We start from the raw sequence: 20,880 nt of genomic DNA on the forward strand, positions 1-20,880 counted from the left end.
AAAATAAAATGATAAAAAAAAAATAAAATGATAAAAAAAAAGAAAAGTAAAAATCCAACTGTAAAAATAGCAGTTATATCATTAGGGGTAGTAATTATTTTAGTTATAGGAGCAAAGTGGTTGGGCTGGATTGGAAAAAAAGAAGAAATAAAAGTTCATACTAGTAAAGTAGAGAGCAAAAGCATAGAAGAAAAAGTAAGTGCATCGGGAACGGTCTACCCTATAAAAGAAATAAAAATTACTCCTGATGTGGCTGGGGAAATCGTAGAACTTTTAGTAGAAGAAGGAGAGGAAGTAATACCTGGAAAACTGCTCATAAAAATTAGACCTGATAATTTTCAATCCGCTTTAGAAAGAGTAGTAGCAAACCTAAATCAGCAGAAGGCGAATTTGTCAGACGCAGAAGCACGTTTAGACAGATCCAAATCTTCCTTTACTCGCTTAGAACAAGAATACAAAAGACAAGAAAAGCTGTATAAAGAAAAGGTGATATCGGAATCTGATTGGGAAACAGCGGTATCCAATTATAACATAGCAATCCATGATATAAAATCAGCCGAGCAATCAGTAGAATCAGCCAAATATGTAGTTCAAAGTATTCAAGCATCTGTAGACGAGGCGAATGAAAATCTGAGAAGAACCACAGTTCGTTCCCCATCCAATGGGATTATTTCTAAATTAAACGTAGAGCAAGGAGAAAGAGTGGTTGGTACTTCCCAAATGGCAGGTACAGAAATGCTCAGAATAGCCGACTTAAACGAAATGGAAGTCCGTGTTGATGTAAATGAAAACGATATAGTAAGAGTGAATATACATGATAGCGTTCAAATAGATTTAGATAGTTATAGTCATCTCAATAAAAAGTTTTTAGGGGTAGTAACCCAGATAGCTAACACTGCTAAAACAAAAATTACCGCCGATGCAGTAACAGAATTTGAAGTACATATCAAAATACTTAACGAATCTTTTCAAGATTTGGTAAAAAATGGCATTAAATATCCGTTACGTCCAGGAATGACTGCCACAGTAGATATCATTACCGAAAAAAAACAAAATATTCTATCCGTTCCTCTTTCTGCTGTGACCACTCGGAATCCAGGAGATAGCACATCTGTAGAAGAAAATATAGAAAAAACTGAAGAATCTACATCAGAAGTAGTATTATCAGATCTTCAACAGGTCATCTTTAAGAATGAGAATAATGTAGCCAAAATGATTTCTATAAAAACAGGTATTAGTGATTTTGAAAATATTGAAATAATAGAAGGACTGAAAGAAGGTGATGAAATCATCACGGGACCTTTTCTTATATTATCTAAAAAGTTAAAAAATGGAGATAATATAACGGTAATAAAAAAAACGAATAAAAAAGAATCCAAAAAAGAATAGTCATCAGATAGTTGTCATGTTTTGTAATGGGGTTAAAAAACTTTTATGGAGCATGACAATTATTTTTTTATAAGGGGACTTCATTAGATATTCATTCATACAAAAAATAAAACTATGAGTAAATGATTGATTCGTTTTGATTGTGGGCGATGAAAACTCTCGGGAGAGATAAGGAAAACTTTGATATATTAGAGGTTTTTTTATCTGCTTTATTAGAAGATGATGGTATAAAAATACTAACTCTCATGGAGAATTAGACGAATCAAACACATAAGTTTGATACATTTGTTCAGGTAGATTTATTGGTAGAAGATAGTTCGCACCGAAAGATATATATATTCAAATTCAAAACACTCGTGAGATAGATTTTTTAGAAAGTTTATTATATTAGTCCTCCAAAATAACTGTTGATCATCAAACATGAGGGGAAGTTTTTCGAATTATTAGTAAAGTGATACCCATCAGTATTTTATATTTTAATTTGGGACATTTGAACTCACTGTAAAAATATTTTAATGTTTCTCCTTACCCCTTATAAGATATGGTTTATTACTTGGGAAACTTTGTGGAGCCGTTCTTCTATACTTCCATAAAGAGAATGGTAAGAAAATCCCATATCGGTAAGTGTTCTTTTGTAAGTATCATTTATACCCTCTCTCATATACGGGTTTTCTCTCAGGGGATCCGGTTCCCATGGAAAATCACTTTCCGTTATAAAAAAAAAATCATATTTATTTTCTCTTACTCTCTTTTTTATAGTATCCGCACAGTAGCCATACTTATACTCCGACCATATTTGAATAGTAAGAAGAGTAGTATCACAGAATAAAAATCTATCCGTTGTGTGTTCAAAAAAAAAGTTTTCTATTACCTGTTGATTTTCAGCAATATACAGCAAGTCGGCTTCTGTGTAATAGTAGTGCGATCCTTTGTTGTGCAAATAAGAGCGTGCGAATTCGGGGACAAAAAATAAGAGATTATACTTTTTTACTAATACTTGGCAGAGAGTAGTTTTTCCCGTAGATTCTGCTCCTAATATGGCAATTTTATACTTTTTCTCCATTCCCATAATCCTAAAAAAGCTATACAAGTAAATATTATATATTGAAAAGAAGTAAAATAGAGTTCTTTATAAAAGAATAAAGGAATAACTATAATATCCCCTACTATCCAAAAAATCCAATGTTCTATTTTTTTTTTTGCCATGAGCCACATTGCTACAAAAAAAAGAGAGGTGGTTATGCTATCCAAAAAAGGAACATCACTATCCGTATATTTTTCCAAAATAAAAAATAACAGAACAAAAGATATAAAAGCAAAAAAAATACTTTTGATATTTTCTATCTTTGTATTGTGTGTAATAGCAAGGGTTCCGTTCTGTCTTTGTGTTTTTTTACTCCAAAGAACCCACCCATATATACTCATCACCACATAGTACATATTGATAGTCATATCTGCGTAGAGTTTTGCTGAAAAACAGATATACACGTAAATGGAAGTGTTTATCAATCCCGTAGGATATACGTATACATTTTTTTTTTTGGCGAACCAAACGCTGATAACCCCAAAAAATACTGCAAAGATCTCTAAAACATTCATATTTTTCTGTTTGCAAACTCATTAAGAATTTTTTTTTACAGATAGTCCTAATGCCTGTACTTCTGGAATATCATTTTCGGACATAAAATGTTGGATAGTGAAAGAGTAAGTACCTTTTTTTTCAAACTTTTTGTTTTCTATAACCATAAAGGAATAGGAATAAGCATTAGAAATACCTGAACCGATTGGCTTACCTGTCTGATCATCAAATAAAAAATGCTCCCACACTTCCGAATAGATATTATTTCCAAGGGAATCTGTTATTTTATACTTTAAAAACAGATTGGAATAATAATAATTTTTATGGATTATTATTTTTGGTATGATTTTATAAGCTACAGAAGTATCTTGGACAAAAAAAGGAAATGATACTATGTTTTCTTTTTTCCATACTCCTGTTGGTACCTCATAGTAAGAGTTTATTATTTCATCGCTGGTGCAGCTTTGAAAAATAGAAAGAAAGAAAGAAAAGAAGAGGAAAAAAATATATTTATTCATTTTTATTATATATAAGAAAGTAATAGTATAATTTTGAAGTATTTTAAAGAGTTTTTCTTGTTTTTCTATATTATCATTTTATTTATTACTTTTTCTTTTTATAAGAAAAGTGGGGGGATTCTGCTGAATATATTGTCTTATTAATATGTTGTTTATTATTTATTCAGCGATGAATCAGAAGCGGAGTTATATATTTAGCAATTACATTATACTCATTATTATTAAACATATTTTCATTTCCATGAATCAAAAACAACAAACTGTAAAAGGGAAAATAAGTATTTCGGGAGTTGGTCTACATACGGGGATTGTAGCAAATGTAACAATATCTCCCGCTGCCCCAAATTATGGAATAAAATTTCAACGAATAGATTTAGCGAATAAACCCATTATAGAAGCAGATGCAGATTTAGTGGTAGAAACATCTAGAAGCACTACTTTAGAAAAAAACGGAGCAAAAGTAATAACCACAGAGCATATTCTGGCGGCTCTCTTTGGAATGGAGGTAGATAATGCTCTGATAGAAATAGATGCTCCTGAAATACCGATATTAGACGGAAGTGCTTATCCATTCGTTGAATTAATAGAAAGGGTAGGAGTAGAAACACAAAACGTTTCCAAAATATATTATGAATTGCCCAAAAGTATTTCATACAGGGACGATAGCAAGGATATTGAGATAACGGCATTGCCCGCCGATGAATACAAAATAACAGTGATGATAGATTATAATAGTTCTGTTTTAGGAAATCAACATGCCGTTTTAAACAGTATAAAAGACTTCAAAACAGAGATAGCACCTTGTAGAACCTTTTGTTTTTTACACGAAGTAGAGATGCTTTTGAAACATAATCTCATCAAGGGTGGTGATCTGAACAATGCGATTGTTATTGTAGATAAACCCGTAAAACCAGAGGTATTAGAAAGCATAAAAACACTTTTTCATATAAAAAATTTAGAAGTAACCCAAGAAGGTATCTTAAATAATGTAGCGTTACGATTTAAAAATGAATTCGCAAGACATAAATTATTAGATGTTATGGGAGATTTGGCATTGATAGGAAAACCAATAAAAGCACAGATATTAGCTGCAAAGCCAGGTCATGCGGCTAATACCGCTCTTGCAAAGAAAATTAAAAAAGCTCTCCAGGATACTATTACCGTTCCATCTTATAACCCCAAAAATACTCCCATATTAGACAGCGCTCAGATAGGTAAAATACTACCTCATAGATATCCCTTTTTGCTCATAGATAAAATTTTTCATTTAGATGAAAAATGGGTAATAGGTATTAAAAATATCACCTTTAATGAATATTTTTTTCAAGGACATTTTCCAGGAAATCCGGTATTTCCTGGTGTGCTTCAAATAGAATCTATGGCTCAAATCGGAGGAATATTAGTTCTTAACAGCGTTCCCGATCCTGAAAACTATTGGACTTATTTTTTAGGAGTAGATGAGTTTAGATTTAGAAAAATGGTGCAGCCTGGCGATACCCTTGTGATTAGATGTGAGCTTTTAGCTCCCATTAGACGTGGAATAGCAAAGATGAGAGGAGAAGGATTTGTAGGGAATAACTTAGTGTGTGAAGGAGTTATGTTAGCAAGTATTGTAAAAAAAGATAATTAAAATATACAAATAAAAATGATACATCAAACCGCCATAATACATCCTGATGCCGTGATACACCCGAGTGTGAGTGTAGATGCTTATGCTATTATTGAAAATAATGTAACAATAGATGAAAACACATGGATAGCTCCGCACGCTATTGTTCACAGTGGAGCAAGGATTGGTAAAAATGTAAAAATATATACGGGAGCATCTATTGCATGTATTCCACAGGATTTGAAATTTGAAGGAGAAGTGACCGAAGCATTTATTGATGATGGCACTTGCGTAAGGGAATTTGTGACCGTCAGCAGAGGCACGAAAGAAAAATATAAAACTGTGGTAGGAAAAAATTGTCTCTTGATGGCATATTGCCACATAGGACATGATTGTATCATTGGAAATAATTGTATTCTTGCCAATTCTGTGCAATTAGGGGGGCATGTAATAGTAGAAAATAATGTGAGAATTGGTGGATTGACAGGCGTTCATCAGTTTTCAAAATTAGGGGAGCATTCTATTGTAGGTGCAGGGGTATTAGTAACGCAAGACATTCCCCCTTTTGTAATGGTAGGGAAAACCCCACTCCAATATAATGGTATCAATAAAGTAGGTCTACAAAGAAGTAATTTTTCTCCCGAAAAGATAAGAGAAATTTACGATATGTATGATTGTATTTATAATAAAGGGTTTAATAGAAGCCAGGGAATACAATATATTCAAGACAATTTTCCGGATTCCCATGAAAAACAATCTATAATACATTTCATAACCACCTCTGAAAGAGGTATTATTCGTGGAAAGACAAAAGATTCCCAGTAATTTTTTTATCTTTTTCACATAGTATGGAAACAAAAACAGTATTAGGTCTTTTATTGCCCACGGATCCTCGTTGGGCAAACGTAGCGGCGATGAATATTGCGGATATTCTCATAGATCATGCGTATTGCGAGCAAAAAGCCGCCTCTTCCTGCATCTCTCTCATCGTGCAATATCCCGAATTTGAAAAAGTAGTGGAAGTTCTTTCCCCTGTAGTGATAGAAGAATGGAATCATTTTCAAATGGTTTTACAGCATCTAAAAAAAAGGGGATTTACATTAGGAAAACAGAGGGAAGATATGTATATTCAAAAACTTTCACAGCATATAAAAAAAGGAAATAACAGAACACACCAATTAGTGGAAAAACTATTAGTAAATGCTCTGATAGAAGCCCGTAGTTGTGAGAGATTCAAACTCCTTCATACATCTATAAGAGATGAAGAACTCCAAAGTTTTTACTACGAACTGATGATTTCTGAGGCACTTCACTATAAAAATTTTATAGAACTGGCGGAATCAATACAAGATAAAAAAATAGTTGCTGAAAGATGGAAAGAATGGTTGATAATCGAAGCATCTATAATAGAAAACCTCACACCACGAGGAGATAGGATGCATTAATTTCAAGTAAAACAAGATAGGAATGTGTCCGAAAAGTTCTTTTTACACAAATATTTAGTTTTAAACCAATTGCTTTCGTATGCTTCTTTTTCATTACATATTACTATTTTTTGCTATTAAGAGAAGAGACGCAATAGCAATAGAGGAAGATATGCTTATTACCCATATTTTTTGCGGTATTTTCAAAAACCGAAGGCAGAGAAAGGATAATAATAGAGTGCTTATTACTATAATTATTTGCCCCAATTCTAATCCTATATGAAAAGAAAAGAGGGGAAGTAAAATACTTTGTTCTTGACCGAGCATACTTTGTAGGTAGTAAGAAAATCCTAATCCGTGGATAAGTCCAAAAACTAATGCAAGAGGATAGTGTGTTGGGGTACCTGTTGCGGTATGATTTATTTGGCGGAATATATTTTGGATTGCGGTGATGAAAATAGTAATGGGTATGAGTATTTCTGTAAGCGAGGGGTTGAGGGACATTACTTTGGTAGTAGCGAGGGTTAATGTTATGCCATGCCCAATAGTAAAAGCAGTTATCAAGAGTGCTATTTTTTTATAATCTGTGAGGTGATACATGGAAGAAAGGGCTACGATAAAGAGTATGTGATCGTAACCCTGTATATCTAAAATATGCTCTAAGCCAAGTTCTAAAAATAACAAGAATTCAGACATAGTATATGGTTAATTTTGTTTTCCGTATTTTTGCAGGAGGGCTTTTGTTTTTTTTATACCTTCGTCTTCGGAGAGAGATCCTTCATATTCTATTCCTATATATCCCTTGTATCCGGCTTTTTTGACGATGGAGAGCATTTTTTTATAGTCAATTTCTATACATTCTCCATCTGCGCTGAACTCGTAGCTTTTGGCACTCACTCCTTTAGCAAAGGGCATCAGTTCTTCTGTTCCTGTATATCTATCGTAAGATTCATAGCATACTTTCCAATCTTTTGGGTCGTTTTTGAGACAGAAATTTCCAAAATCAGGAAGGGTTCCGCAGTTTGGCATTCCTACATTTTGGATAACATTACTGAGCCATTTTCCGTCAGATGAATATCCTCCGTGGTTTTCTACTATAACATTTATATTCAGAGAGAGAGCATATTCAGAAAGTTTACGAAGACCTTCGGTTGCCTTTTTTGATACTTCTTCTGCGGTGCCATTTCCTTTTGCATTTACTCGGATAGAGTGGCATCCTAAAAATTTTGCTGCTTCTGCCCATTTATAATGATTTTCTACTGCGACATTTCTTTTTTGTGTCTCTGCATCACCAAGGTCTCCTTCCCCATCACACATAATAAGTACGCTTCTTACTCCTAAATCATCGCATCGTTTTTTTAATTCGCTGAGATAATTAGTATCTTGTGCTTTGTCTTTAAAAAATATATTCACATATTCTACTGCATCTATTCCGTAGGTATTTTTAGCAATAGAAGGGAAATCAAGGTTATTTATTTTCTTTGCAAAAAGGGCTTTATGTAAGCTCCATTCTGCTAAAGATATTTTGAACCAGAGTTCCCCTTCTTGTTGAGCAAAAACAGTATTGCTAAGGATAGAAATTCCCCCTAAGCTCCCTACTGTTACCATAGTTAATCCACCTAATTGGTGTAAAAATTCTCTTCGTGATTTCATTTAGATTTTTAAGTTGTTATTTTTAAACATGTAATTTTTATTGATTGAAAAACTTTATTTGCTACTGTATCATTTTCTGCTCTATATTCTGTATTTGGTTTTTTAGTATCTTTTCTCTCTCTTTTTTAATCGGCTCGATTCCATAATCAGTACCTCCCCTTACGCAAACATTATCTTCAAAAAGGTTATGATAACCTTTAAAAGGTAAAAATATGTAATTTTATTATATTTTTGGGTAAAGTGAGTAACAAAAATAAAAAATCTATTTTTTTAATAAACATATATGGACATAGTTTTTTTTTTTCATAATTCATATACAGAAAAAAACAATTTCTAAAATACAATAAAAAAAACTATTTTTCGTTATAGAAAGAATAAGCGTCCTATTTTTTATTATGTATATACAAATTAAAAACCCATTGAACTCTTTTTTTCCCCAAAGATATTTTTTTGTAATTTCTTTTGTCTTCCTTTCTCCTTTTATCCATTCTGTAAAAGGTGCTTCCTTCTTTCAAAAAGGGAAGCCACCCAAAGATACCTCTTATAGAGAGCATATGGGCTGGTATACATACAATCAAAAAGACAGATTAGGAGATCCTTTTTCTGATAAAAGAACATCTTCTTCTCTTGTTTTGAAAGACCCCGCAAGGTATAAAATTGATTTTGATATTGACTCTAACAAAAATTATACCATCTATGAAAGGATAGGAAATGTGAGTTATCGCCCTGCTATGGTTATGAGTTTTGATGAATATAAAAGGTATGAGGAAAAAAAAAATAATAAGGAGTATTGGCAGACGAGGACGGATGGGGAGAATAGGAATCCTAATTTAGTTGCAAATAAAGGGGGGCCCAAAGTATTTAATCATCCATTGATAGAGCGTCTTTTTGGTCCGGGTGGTTTTGATATGAAGGTTTCAGGATATGCCAATTTGGACTTTGGATGGAATTGGCAGACGATACAAAACTCTACTTCTGTTGCTCAACAGTCAAATGGTGGTTTTGTTTTTAACCAACAAATAGGGATAAACACTTCTGCTTCTCTCGGAGATAAGCTCAAAGTACAGCTGAGCTGGGATAGTCAAAATTCATTTAATTTTCAAAATACTTGGAAACCCGAATATACGGGGGCGGAGCATAGTATTATAAAAAAAATAGAGCTTGGAAATGTGACGATGAACTCGGGGAATAGTTTAATAAACCCTGGACAGGCATTATTAGGAGTAAAAGCGGAGTTGCAGTTTGGGAAACTCTTTGTATCGGGTTTTTATTCTCAGCAGCAGGGAAAAACAGAAGCACTTTGTTTGGAGAGCGGGGTTCAGTCACGTGATTTTGAGATACGCGGTTCGGAATATGAGGACAATAGACATTATTTTTTAGGGCATTTTTTTAGAGATAATTATGAAAGATGGCTTTCTAACCTTCCACAGATTTCTTCGGGCATAAATATTACTCGTGTAGAAGTATATATAATCAATAGAAATAGCGAAACAAAGACACTGCGTCGAGTTATGGGTTTTATGGATTTGGGAGAAGGAAAAACTATCTACAGAAGAAATGCTTCTTACGTTTCAAATGCAGGAGGAGATGGCCCTTCCGGTAATGATGCAAATGGTTTGTTTGCTACTCTCACAAATACATCTACTTTTAGAGGGGGGGCTAATGTAAAAGATGAGCTTCAGAAGCAATTTGGTTTTGTAGAGACAACGGATTTTGATGGGGTTGATGCGTCTAGAAAACTTACCGAAACAGAATATACCGTTCATAAACAGCTCGGATATATTACCCTTTCTCGTCGACTTCAAAACGATGAATTTTTAGGGGTTTCTTATGAATATACCTATAATGGTGTTATTTATAAGGTTGGGGAGCTCACAGAGGACTATCAAAATTTGCCCGAAGACAATATTATCTTTTTGAAATTATTACGCCCAAAAAAAGTAGATGTGCGTGTGCCTACTTTTGATTTGATGATGAAAAATATCTATAACCTTCAGACCTATCAAATAGAAAGTAATGGTTTTATTTTACGAGTTCAGTATAGAGATGATTTAACAGGTATAGATAACCCCAGTTTACACGAGGGAGCAAAAACAAAAAATCAACCTCTGATTCGGCTTTTGAATTTAGATAGATTAAATACGAATGGAGACCCTCAAGCAGATGGAAATTTTGATTTTGTAGAAGGATATACCGTGAATGCACAATATGGATTGATTATTTTTCCTGTATTAGAACCATTTGGAAGCACTCTGCGGAAGTATTTTGACCCTGAAACCGAGGCAAATCTGATAGAAAAATATGTATATGACAGTTTATATTCTAATACCAAAGCTGATGCGGAGCTTATTTCCACGAAAAATAAATTTTGGATGGCAGGAAAGGTGCAAGGGGGAAGCTCTAATGAAATTGCTCTACCGGGAATACAAGTCACTCAAAATTCTGTATCCATCACAGCGGGAGGAACAGTGCTTACAGAGGGGAAGGACTATACGGTCGACTATAATTTAGGACGTGTGCGGATTATTAACGAAGGAATTATAAGTTCGGGAAAAAAAATATGTATTAATTTTGAAAAAGCGGATATTCTAAATTTTCAAACCCGCAGTGTATATGGAACACGTTTAGAGTATAGATATTCTAAAGATATAAAGATAGGAGGAACTTTTGTACAGCTCAATGAGAGAACCAACGGTATTAGTAGATATTCCGTAGGAAACGACCCTACTCTGAATACGCAGTATGGTTTTGATTTACATGCGAGTCAAGAATCAAATTTTATCACGAAGGCAATAAGTTTACTGCCTTTTTATGAAAGCAAAGTTCCATCAAAAATTAATTTTAATAGTGAATTCGCTCAGATAATCCCCGGAACGTCCAATTTAGTGAATGGAGAGGGGACTTCGTATATAGATGATTTTGAATCTTCTATAACCCCTTACAGCTTGGGCAGTCCGCAGAGTTGGAAATTGGCTTCTACTCCTACTACAGATGATAATAGGTATGACAAAAGCAAAGAAGCGGGAAATCCACTTGCTTATGCTTACAAAAGAGCAAAAATAGCTTGGTATACGGTAGATAATACTTTTTATACCACCTCAGGCGTTGGGAGACCATCGCACCTTACCTCTGCGGACTTGGAAAATAATTATGTGCGAGCCATCGGACTTCAGGAGATTTTTACTCAAAGAAGCAGAGATGTTATAAACACCAATGAATCGGTATTTGACATTGCCTATTTTCCCGAAGAACGGGGAATGTATAACTACAATCCCGACCTCACCTTTGAAGGAAATCTAAAAAATCCCGAATCAAATTGGGCAGGAATTGTAAAACCATTTACGGTTGACGTAGATTTTGATAAAATTAACGTAGAGTATATAGAATTTTGGATGATGGACCCTTTCATAGATGGGATAAATGGGAAAGTTTTAGATGGAATAAAAAATGAAAATAACACCACAGGCGGGCAACTCATATTGAATTTAGGAAGCGTTTCTGAGGATATAGCCAAAGATGGAAAACACGCCTTTGAAAATGGCTTACCCGTAGATGGAAATGATAATGATGTAGAACAAAATTCATGGGGAAGGGTTACGAAACAACAATACCTCTTAAATGCCTTTGACAATACAGCTGGATCAAGAGAAAATCAAGATGTGGGATTTGATGGACTACCGAATAACAAGGAAGAAGAATTTTTTGGAAGTAGTTTTCTCAACAGATTAAATGTTTCAACCCAATCTCTCGAAAAAATAAAAAGAGACCCCTCAGGGGATAACTTTCAATACTATCTCGGAGGGGAACTCGATGATAAAAAAGCAAATATAGTAGAAAGATATAAAAACTATAATGGACAAGATGGCAATTCTCCTCTGCTTGGAACAGGTCTTACCTACGCACCTATTGCCACTACCGAACCCGACAACGAAGACATAAATAAAGATAATACCATTTCCAATTTAGAAGAATACTATGAGTATAAAATAAATCTCAAAAAAAATGAACTCACCATAGGAAAAAACCATATCGTAGACCAAGTTTCTACATCCAGAGGGAATTGGTATTTATTCAGAATACCCATCCGCTCCCCCGATAGAACACAAGGAAACATATCTGACTTTAAAACCATTCGTTATATGAGAACCTATCTCACAGGTTGGAAACAACCCGTAGTATTACGATTTGTAAAGTTTCAATTCGTCGGCTCCCAATGGAGAAAATACAATGCTAATCTCTACAAAAAAGGAATATATGAAATACCCGAAAAACCTACTTCTAATTTCTTTGTCTCATCCGTAAATATTGAGGAAAACGGAGCCGTTGTGAACGGAAAAATACCATACGTCCTCCCTCCCAATTTCAATAGAGACCAAGATAATAACACTCCTTACAATAGACTAACCAATGAACAATCCCTTCAAATATGCGTAGATGAACTCCAAGAAAACGATGCACGAGCCGTCTATAAAAATGTAAAATACGACCTCATAAACTATGGACGTATTAAAATGGCTATCCATACCCACGGAAATACATTAGGATTAGATGCAAATACCCCCATCGGAGAAGTAAGTGCTTTTATACGATTAGGAACGGACTTCGACCAAAACTACTATGAAATAGAAATACCTCTCAAACCCACTCCTATTAATCTAACTGGTGTTTCTCAATCCGAACTACCAAACCTCGTCTGGCCCGAAGAGAACGAACTTGACTTTTCTTTCAACGACCTCTATACTCTCAAAGCAGAAAGAAATGAAAGTAAATATCCCGTAGACCTCCCTTATACCAAACAAATAGGAAAATACAAAGTGACCCTCTTAGGCAGACCAGATATGACCTCCATTCTCTCCCTTATGATAGGAGTTCGTAATCCCCAAAGTCCCGACCAACAAAATAAATCCTTTTGTCTCTGGGTAAATGAACTCAGAGTAACCAATTTTGATAAAACAAATGGGGTCGCCGCAAATGCCCGAGTAACCATGCAACTGGCAGACCTCGGAAGCATCTCCGCATCTACCCAATACACAGGGGTTGGCTTTGGAAGTATTCAACAAAGAATATCAGAACGATCCCGAACCCAAACTATTACCTACGATATATCCGGAAATATAGCATTAGACAAAATAATTCTCCCCGAAAAATCAGGCATCAAAATACCCATGTTCGCAAGCTACGAAGAAACTACCTCTACCCCTAAATGGGACCCCCTAGACCCTGACATTCCCCTCAGCGCCTCTATTCAAAGATTTGACGACACCGAAAAACAACAACAATACACCCAAAAAGTCCAAGATGTAAGCACTAAAAAAAGCATTAATTTCTCTAATGTCCATAAAGAACGTACAAACCCCGAATCCAGAAAAGATTTTTGGGACGTAGAAAACCTCTCCGCAAACTACGCCTACAGCGAAGCAAGAAAAAAAAACATAAATACCGAATCCGACTACAGCCAAATCCAAAGTGGAGGAATTGCCTACAACTACTCACCCGAACCATTGTCCGTAGAACCATTTAAAAAAATAAAATTCCTCAATAACCCCTATTTCAAACTCATTCAAGACATAAACTTCTCTCCTCTCATCGCCAGCGTAAGTATAAGAGGAGATATGAACCGAACTTTTCAGAAAATACAACTCAGAAACTCAGAACTCAATACCGACGGAATCGACCCTACTTTTCAAAAAGCTTTTACTTTTAATAGACAATTTGCCATTCGCTGGAATATATTCCGAAGTGTTGCACTTGATTATAATGCAAGAATGAATACCATCATTGATGAACCATACGGAGACCTCGATACCCAAGAAAAAAAAGACACCGTATGGAATAATATCCAAAAACTCGGAAGAAGAAAAAACTTCGAACAATCTGTCAGCATGAACTATCAAATCCCCATCAATAAATTTCCACTTCTAGACTGGGTAAGCGCTGATTACCGATACTCCGCAAGCTACTCATGGATAGCAGGCTCCCTCAAACAAGCCGATTCTCTCGGAAATACCATCCAAAATAGACAAGAAAACACCATACAAGGAAGAATAGACCTAAACTCCCTCTACAATAAAGTCCCTTTTTTCAAATCTATCAACACCCCTTCACGAAACCCCAATGAAACCAAAACCGCTCAATCATTTCTCAACGCTTTTATTCGTATTATACTATCACTCAAATCTATAAATATCACATATACAATCAACGGCACTACTATCCTCCCAGGATTCAATCAAACCCCTTATTTAATCGGACTTAACAGAGATTACACCTCCCCTGGAATCCCTTTTTTACTCGGAAGCCAAGACCCTAATATCAGAAAAAACGCATCTGAAAATAACTGGCTCGCAACAGGAACATCTCTCTCCAATCCCTTTGCTCAAACACAATCCGAAAACATCAACATAACCGCAACAATGCAACCTTTTACCGATTTTCAAATCCAACTTTCCGCCAAAAGAACCAAAAGCGACAACTACCAAGAAATATTCCGCTTCGATAAAACAGACAACAAATTCCTTACCTTTTCTCCCTCACGCTCAGGATCTTACAGCATCTCCGTATTAGCAATAACTACCGCTTTCATAAATGATAACCCCGACAACTCCTCTCCCGTCTTCCAAAATTTTATCAACTATAGAAATACTATCAAAAACAGATGGGAACTCAATAACACTGCAAATGGAGTATACGGAGTGAACTCCCAAGATGTCCTCATCCCCGCTTTCTTAGCCGCATACCTCGGTAAAAATCCCCAACAAATAACCCTCTCCGCATTCACGAATACGCCCTTACCAAACTGGAACCTCACTTATAACGGACTTTCTAAAATACCTGCCCTTGCTAAAATATTCCCTTCCATTACTCTCTCACACGCCTACTCCTCAGACCTTAACATGGGTAACTTCACAAACTCCCTTGCATACAGAGATAACTTAGAACTCACCAATAATTTCCTCAATTACCCAACCGCAACCATATCCAATAAAGATGGACAACTTATTCCTGTATATATCCTCAACCAAGTGAGCATTACAGAAAGGTTTTCCCCGATGATAGGAATAAATGTCCGAACCATTAACAAAATAACCGCTCGAATCGAATACAAACAAGACAGAACCATTGGGCTAAACCTATCCAACGCCCAAGTCACAGAAAGCAAAAACTACGATGTCACCATAGGAATCGGCTATACGCTCACAAACCTGAGACTCCCCTTCCGAATACAAGGGGTCTTTTACACTCTCCCAAAAGATATTATAATGAACCTCAACATATCCATCAGAAATACACAAACCATCCAAAGAAAAATAAAGGAAGATGAAACATCAGAAAACAACCCCACCGCAGGCATCTTTAATTACCAAATAAAACCAACCATCTCTTACAACCCCGCAAAGTGGGTAACCCTCCAAATCTACTACGAATACAATAACAACACCCCATTCGTCACTACTTCATTCCCAAGAACCAATTGGGCATTCGGAATCCAACTTAGAATCAACCTAGGAGAACTTTCTCTCCTCAACTTCTAAATAAATAGAATCATAGCACACCTCACCCTAAACATCACCATAGAAAATGTTAATATCACTTTCAAAAGTATTGCTAAATATCCAAAACTAGAACGTAATTGCTATTTTGACATATAAAAAATATATAATAAAAAAACAACCCACATTATTAAGAATTTTCCTTAGTATAAGAGAACAAAATAAAAATTAAAATATTTACCAAAATGAATAGAACAATATATCAATACTGCAACAATATGGATTCCTATTCTCGACGTAGATCAATAGAGGTCAAAATAGGAGATATTCCTTTGGGTGGAAATAATCCCATAAGGATACAATCTATGACCACCGTTGATACAATGAATACAAAAGAATGTGTGGAGCAATGCATCAGAATGATAGAGGCAGGCTGTGAATACGTGAGAATTACCGCACCGAGTGTGAAAGAAGCACAAAATTTAGAAGTGATTAAAAAGTCCTTGAGACAGAAAGGATACAAAACACCTCTGATTGCAGATATTCATTTTACACCTAATGCAGCGGAATTGGCGGCTCGTATCGTAGAAAAAGTGCGAATTAATCCAGGAAATTATGCAGATAAAAAAAAATTCGAGTATACAGAGTATAATGATTCCCAATACGAGCAAGAATTAGAACGTATCAGACAAAAATTTATCCCTCTCATAAAAATTTGCAAAGAATACGGCACAGCTATGCGAATTGGAACGAACCATGGGAGCTTGTCGGACAGAATCATGTCTCGATATGGTGATAATCCTTTGGGAATGGTAGAATCGGCTTTAGAATTTATTAGAATTTGTGAGGAACATAAGTATTATAACCTCGTCATTTCTATGAAGGCAAGCAATACACAAGTGATGGTGCAGGCATATAGACTATTAGTGCAAAAACTCTCTACCGAAAACTTACAACCTTACCCTCTCCACTTAGGAGTCACCGAAGCAGGTGAAGACGAAGACGGAAGAATAAAGTCAGCCATCGGCATAGGAACCCTTTTGGAAGATGGCTTAGGGGATACTATTCGCGTATCTCTTACCGAAGACCCCGAATTAGAAATACCTGTAGCAAAAATTCTGGTAAATAGATACCATATAAAAAAAGAAAACCTCATTCCCTCAAACACTCAAAATATTTCCAAACCCATTCCCATAAATCCATTTGAATATAATAAACGTATTACCACAGAAATAGAGAACTTTGGAGGAAAAAACCCACCCCGTGTGGTATCAGACATCAGCAAACTTGAAAAAGTAGAGTATCAAGAACTCAAAAATCTCGGACATTTCTATCTTCCCGAACCTGATAAATGGGTAATGAACGACCAAGGCAGTGATTATGTGTATGCTGGAAAATCCCCCGTTTCTTTTATGCTTCCGAATGGGCTGAGAGAAATTGCCGATTATGAATCATGGATAAAACATTATAATAAACAAACTACTTATCCATACTTTACTCTTAAAGAATGGAAAAAAAAACAAAAAAGCCATCCTCAAATGAATTTTTTAGAAATATCTGACTCACAGGTGAACGAAGAAAATATACATCTCCTCAAAGAGTGCGATAACGCTCATAATGTAGTGTTTGTTCTTTCCTCAGACAAAGAAGAAAGCTACTCTGCGATGAGAAGAGTTTTTTTCACTTTCTTAGAAAATAAAATAGTAGCGCCTGTTCTCATCCGTTATGACTATGATGCTTTAGAAAAAGACACTTTTATAATACATTCATCAACCGATATAGGAGCATTATTGATAGATGGTTTTGGAGATGGAGTTTTTTTAGGAATGAAAAAACAAAACCACTCCCTTGCAACACAAGAGTATAGAAATATCCTACAACTTTATAATAGAATTTCTTTTGGAATCTTACAAGCAGCAAGAACCCGAATGTCAAAAACAGAATATATATCCTGTCCTTCCTGCGGAAGAACTCTTTTTGACCTCCAAGAAACAACTGCTCTCATACGAAAAAGAACAGAACATCTGAAAGGTATCAAAATAGGAATAATGGGATGCATAGTAAACGGTCCAGGAGAAATGGCAGATGCTGACTTTGGATATGTAGGCAGTGGAAAAGGAAAAATTACTCTCTATAAGGGAAAAGAAATAGTAAAAAAAAACGTCCCCTCCGAAAAAGCCGTTGAAGAACTTATAGATATCATAAAACAAGATGGAAAATGGATAGAAGATAATCACCAATTATAAACTATAAAAAAAGATTTTGAAACGAAGTGAATACTTAAGCAAAAACACCCATAGAATTGGTTTGGGAAAGTGAGGCAGAAGTACTGTATTAAACATGTAAAATCCTATCTCCAAAAAAAAGTATAAGAAAGAGAAAATAGAAAAGAATTACCCATAATTGTATTTCTTTTGTAGGCAATATCTAATAGAATCTTTTTAAATGCAAACCCTGTTCCAAAAGTATACATAAAAGGAAACGTTATAATCCCTGTTCGAACAACAAAAAACGGACGTATTTTATATTCCATTCCTGCTTTCCATTTAAGAGGGTAAGAAAGATTTTTTTCTAACTCAGCAGAAAAAACAAATGATGGTATCGGAAAATAGGAAAAACCTACTCTCATAAGAGTTGGTATTCTTTCCCCTGTTACTTTATTGAGAATAGTTTGAGTCACATTATGAATATACGCTCCTAAAAAAAATTTTTTACCCATTTCCGCACGCATACCTGCTTCCATAGTAAAAAAACCTCGTGTATTAATATTTTCTATATGGTACTGTAAATAATTGAGCGTAACACCAAAGGTGATAAATCCTACTGCATGGGAAGCTGTGTATCCAATTTTTTGTTCGTTATAAAGAGTTTTTCCAAACTTATAAAAACTTATACCATGCGAATGTTTTTTAAAATTTTGCACTACACCCGCAGCAACTACTTGAAAATCTTCTAAAAGATACCTATTTTCATAAGATATAAATATATGTGTTCCTGAATCTTGTCGTATACCCGCAGGATTGTAAAATATATTCCAATGATCACTCAGTGCTACAATAGAATAGCTCATTCCCGCTCCCCTTGCCCCCACTGAAAAATCTCCATTTTGTGCCAATAATCTAAAAGATAAAGAAAAGAATACAACAGATACCGATGCCTTGAAAACCATTTTTTGAAAAGAAAGTAGATATATACATAACTATTTTTATTGTTTAAAAAAATAATGGAAACTCAACTATATAAGTATTTTTGAACTTTATTTAAAATCTCTCTTTTATCAGAATGGAGATAGATTATTTCATCTATTCCTAATGCTTTATAAAAAAATATATTTTCGGGAGATTCTGTTACGAGCATTATGAACGTAGAAGGGTTTCTATTCTTTACGTGAGATATAATATTTTTAGCATCTTTGGAATAACTGTCATCAGATCCGCACAAAACTATTACTTTTATTGCTCTTGTTTGAAGTTCTTTTTCTGTTATCATCTGAGTAGAAAACCCACCTGCGGAAAAAAAGTTTTGAGCATACACAACTTTTGGAGAATATGATTCTAATCCATAGATAAAAATACAAGGATTTATAGTACTCTTTTTTACGTGCTCTTCGGTTTGTAATCTTATCAGTTCTAATTCTTTTGCTATGGGAAAAATATGAAATTTCTCTATAGATTTTGTGTATTCTTCCACAGTAGGAAGGGAATGTGCGGATTCTCTATCTATAAAAGCATTTACCCCGACCATAGAAATATAATCTTTGTGCAGTAACTCCATCTCTTTGGTTTGGAATACTTTCAGTTCTGTTTCAAAAAAATTATCCTTCTGTAATATTTGCCATCCACCTTTTCTTTCTAATTCTCTAAAGTATTCCCAAGCGGAGCGTGAGAGAGATTCTGTAAGAGCTTCTAAATAATAAGCTCCCGCAAGAGGATCTGCTACCTTATCTAAGTAACTCTCGTATTGAAATATATGAGAAATATTTCTCATAAGAGTACTATAAAAAAAATTATCCGAAGGATATACATCTGCTATACTCAAATAATTACATCCTCCTATTACGGAGGAAAGTGCTTGCGTGGTGGTGCGTATAATATGATTGTCCGCTTCTAATGTAGAATAATGCCGCAGAGATGGCTGACTATAGATGTAAATATCATTCCCATCAAAGTTATCTAGCCCGTATTCCAATGCTATTTTGGAAATAAGAATTCTCATCGCTCTCAATTTGGCTATTTCATAAAAAAAATCTCTTCCCGTTGCAGTATAAATAAGGACTCTTTTGAAAATATCAGCAGCTGGTACCCCTAAATCTAATAAAACATTCACTTGAAAAACCAAAGAACTCGCTATGGAAGCCAATTCGAAAGTAGCACTCGCTCCTTTTTCTTGTAATGCATCACCATTGATGGATACTATTCTTAATTCTTTTATATTACCAAACAAATCCCATATACGGCGTAGGTCTTCTGCGGAAACAATATGTGTTTTTATCCCACCTCCAAAAAAAACTCTTCCTTGTATTGCTGTATGCAATCCTTTTATTGTGGAAGTACCCGCATTATTCTCTTGTTCCAAAGAAAAAAAAGAATGGGTATGATCAAAAAATATATCTTTAAAAAGGAGATTCCAACTATAGTTTTTTTGAATATGGTAGATAGTCCCTTCAGCACCATTTTGAAGAGCATGGAGAATTTTTTTGTTAGTAAGAGATTCATCATCAATATATATATGTTGGATATACTGCCAAATTCTGCCATGTTTGTTCTCTTCATTCCCTTGATTCAACCCAAGTGCAAAATGTTTTTGAGTGGGAAGTTGAGTTTCATCGTAATAGGGGAATATTTTCAGATTGGTATCTTGATAAAAAGAAAGTGCTTCTAATACTTCTTTTTGAGAGGTTTCCTGTGATGCTTTTTTTGCCCAGTCGTCTTTGTTACTTTTGGGAAAAGAAAAAAGTGTGTTCATAAGAACTATGAATTATTTGATAATTAAAATATGTATTAATAAAATAATTATAAAAATACTATAACAAAATATAAGAACCTTTTCAGTATTTTTTACAATGGTACTATAAAGGTGGGTTCTAAAAATTGATTTCTTCAAAAAAAAGTGTTGGCACTATTGGTTTTTAAGGGATACAGTTTTTAGGATTTGAACTTTTAGAACCCCTCTTATAGTGAATAATTAATATTTTTTTATCTAAAATATGCAAAAATAC

13 protein-coding genes are annotated in these 20,880 nt (G+C 34.7%); 6 read left to right on the forward strand and 7 right to left on the reverse strand.

Annotation, left to right across the window (positions count from 1 at the left end; all coding sequences use genetic code 11):
* The first annotated feature begins 27 nt into the window (after window positions 1–27).
* Window positions 28–1,389, forward strand: a complete 1,362-nt coding sequence (locus QM536_01020) for an efflux RND transporter periplasmic adaptor subunit (GenBank protein ID MDI9355594.1) — start codon at window positions 28–30, stop codon at window positions 1,387–1,389.
* Window positions 1,390–1,921: 532 nt separating this feature from the next.
* On the opposite strand, the gene QM536_01025 is transcribed toward QM536_01020, so the two are convergent.
* From QM536_01025 to QM536_01035, 3 genes are read right to left on the reverse strand one after another with little or no spacing between them, the layout of a single operon-like run.
* Entirely contained in the window at window positions 1,922–2,452 is a 531-nt protein-coding gene (locus tag QM536_01025) for an ATP-binding protein (GenBank protein MDI9355595.1), read from the reverse strand.
* Entirely contained in the window at window positions 2,422–2,988 is a 567-nt protein-coding gene (gene pnuC, locus QM536_01030; protein MDI9355596.1) for a nicotinamide riboside transporter PnuC, read from the reverse strand. Before pnuC ends, QM536_01025 begins: the two co-directional genes overlap by 31 nt.
* Before the next feature lie 21 nt (window positions 2,989–3,009).
* Window positions 3,010–3,486 (reverse strand): gliding motility lipoprotein GldH, encoded by a 477-nt coding sequence (locus QM536_01035; protein ID MDI9355597.1) that lies wholly within the window; start codon window positions 3,484–3,486, stop codon window positions 3,010–3,012.
* Between the two features lie 241 nt (window positions 3,487–3,727).
* Between QM536_01035 and QM536_01040 the strand changes: the two genes are divergently transcribed.
* Genes QM536_01040 through QM536_01050 form a run of 3 tightly spaced genes read left to right on the forward strand, consistent with a single transcriptional unit; the run spans window position 3,728 to window position 6,540 of the window.
* On the forward strand, window positions 3,728–5,116 hold the full coding sequence (locus QM536_01040; protein ID MDI9355598.1) for a bifunctional UDP-3-O-[3-hydroxymyristoyl] N-acetylglucosamine deacetylase/3-hydroxyacyl-ACP dehydratase: 1,389 nt from the start codon (window positions 3,728–3,730) through the stop codon (window positions 5,114–5,116).
* Window positions 5,117–5,131: 15 nt separating this feature from the next.
* A complete protein-coding gene (gene lpxA, locus QM536_01045; GenBank protein ID MDI9355599.1) occupies window positions 5,132–5,920 on the forward strand; it encodes an acyl-ACP--UDP-N-acetylglucosamine O-acyltransferase in 789 nt (262 codons plus the stop codon).
* 23 nt (window positions 5,921–5,943) lie between these two features.
* The gene (locus QM536_01050) at window positions 5,944–6,540 is read left to right on the forward strand and encodes a tRNA-(ms[2]io[6]A)-hydroxylase (protein MDI9355600.1); all 597 of its coding nucleotides are present in this window, start codon (window positions 5,944–5,946) and stop codon (window positions 6,538–6,540) included.
* Between the two features lie 93 nt (window positions 6,541–6,633).
* Here the strand turns inward: QM536_01050 and QM536_01055 are convergent, their stop codons facing one another.
* Together QM536_01055 and QM536_01060 are read right to left on the reverse strand one after the other, a co-directional pair.
* Window positions 6,634–7,215 carry a HupE/UreJ family protein gene (locus tag QM536_01055; protein MDI9355601.1) on the reverse strand — a complete coding sequence of 194 codons (582 nt, stop codon included), beginning with the start codon at window positions 7,213–7,215 and terminating at the stop codon, window positions 6,634–6,636.
* 9 nt (window positions 7,216–7,224) lie between these two features.
* A complete protein-coding gene (locus QM536_01060) occupies window positions 7,225–8,172 on the reverse strand; it encodes a sugar phosphate isomerase/epimerase family protein (GenBank protein MDI9355602.1) in 948 nt (315 codons plus the stop codon).
* Between the two features lie 419 nt (window positions 8,173–8,591).
* On the opposite strand from QM536_01060, the gene sprA reads away from it, so the two are divergent.
* Window positions 8,592–15,704, forward strand: a complete 7,113-nt coding sequence (gene sprA / locus QM536_01065) for a cell surface protein SprA (protein MDI9355603.1) — start codon at window positions 8,592–8,594, stop codon at window positions 15,702–15,704.
* Between the two features lie 203 nt (window positions 15,705–15,907).
* Entirely contained in the window at window positions 15,908–17,908 is a 2,001-nt protein-coding gene (ispG, locus tag QM536_01070; GenBank protein ID MDI9355604.1) for a (E)-4-hydroxy-3-methylbut-2-enyl-diphosphate synthase, read from the forward strand.
* Between the two features lie 104 nt (window positions 17,909–18,012).
* On the opposite strand, the gene QM536_01075 is transcribed toward ispG, so the two are convergent.
* Both QM536_01075 and QM536_01080 read right to left on the reverse strand, forming a co-directional pair.
* Window positions 18,013–18,831, reverse strand: a complete 819-nt coding sequence (locus tag QM536_01075) for a hypothetical protein (GenBank protein ID MDI9355605.1) — start codon at window positions 18,829–18,831, stop codon at window positions 18,013–18,015.
* Between the two features lie 62 nt (window positions 18,832–18,893).
* Window positions 18,894–20,627 (reverse strand): methylmalonyl-CoA mutase family protein, encoded by a 1,734-nt coding sequence (locus QM536_01080; GenBank protein MDI9355606.1) that lies wholly within the window; start codon window positions 20,625–20,627, stop codon window positions 18,894–18,896.
* Window positions 20,628–20,880: the final 253 nt, after the last annotated feature.

The sequence above is a fragment of the Chitinophagaceae bacterium genome (assembly GCA_030053935.1).
Taxonomy (GTDB): domain Bacteria; phylum Bacteroidota; class Bacteroidia; order Cytophagales; family JASGCU01; genus JASGCU01.

What these genes read in the sequence shown, in the direction of transcription:
- QM536_01020 (MDI9355594.1), top strand. Translation starts at nt 28, where the DNA reads ATGATAAAAAAAAAGAAAAGTAAAAATCCAACTGTAAAAATAGCAGTT.
- QM536_01025 (MDI9355595.1), bottom strand. Translation starts at nt 2,452, where the DNA reads ATGGAGAAAAAGTATAAAATTGCCATATTAGGAGCAGAATCTACGGGA.
- pnuC (MDI9355596.1), bottom strand. Translation starts at nt 2,988, where the DNA reads ATGAATGTTTTAGAGATCTTTGCAGTATTTTTTGGGGTTATCAGCGTT.
- QM536_01035 (MDI9355597.1), bottom strand. Translation starts at nt 3,486, where the DNA reads ATGAATAAATATATTTTTTTCCTCTTCTTTTCTTTCTTTCTTTCTATT.
- QM536_01040 (MDI9355598.1), top strand. Translation starts at nt 3,728, where the DNA reads ATGAATCAAAAACAACAAACTGTAAAAGGGAAAATAAGTATTTCGGGA.
- lpxA (MDI9355599.1), top strand. Translation starts at nt 5,132, where the DNA reads ATGATACATCAAACCGCCATAATACATCCTGATGCCGTGATACACCCG.
- QM536_01050 (MDI9355600.1), top strand. Translation starts at nt 5,944, where the DNA reads ATGGAAACAAAAACAGTATTAGGTCTTTTATTGCCCACGGATCCTCGT.
- QM536_01055 (MDI9355601.1), bottom strand. Translation starts at nt 7,215, where the DNA reads ATGTCTGAATTCTTGTTATTTTTAGAACTTGGCTTAGAGCATATTTTA.
- QM536_01060 (MDI9355602.1), bottom strand. Translation starts at nt 8,172, where the DNA reads ATGAAATCACGAAGAGAATTTTTACACCAATTAGGTGGATTAACTATG.
- ispG (MDI9355604.1), top strand. Translation starts at nt 15,908, where the DNA reads ATGAATAGAACAATATATCAATACTGCAACAATATGGATTCCTATTCT.
- QM536_01075 (MDI9355605.1), bottom strand. Translation starts at nt 18,831, where the DNA reads ATGGTTTTCAAGGCATCGGTATCTGTTGTATTCTTTTCTTTATCTTTT.
- QM536_01080 (MDI9355606.1), bottom strand. Translation starts at nt 20,627, where the DNA reads ATGAACACACTTTTTTCTTTTCCCAAAAGTAACAAAGACGACTGGGCA.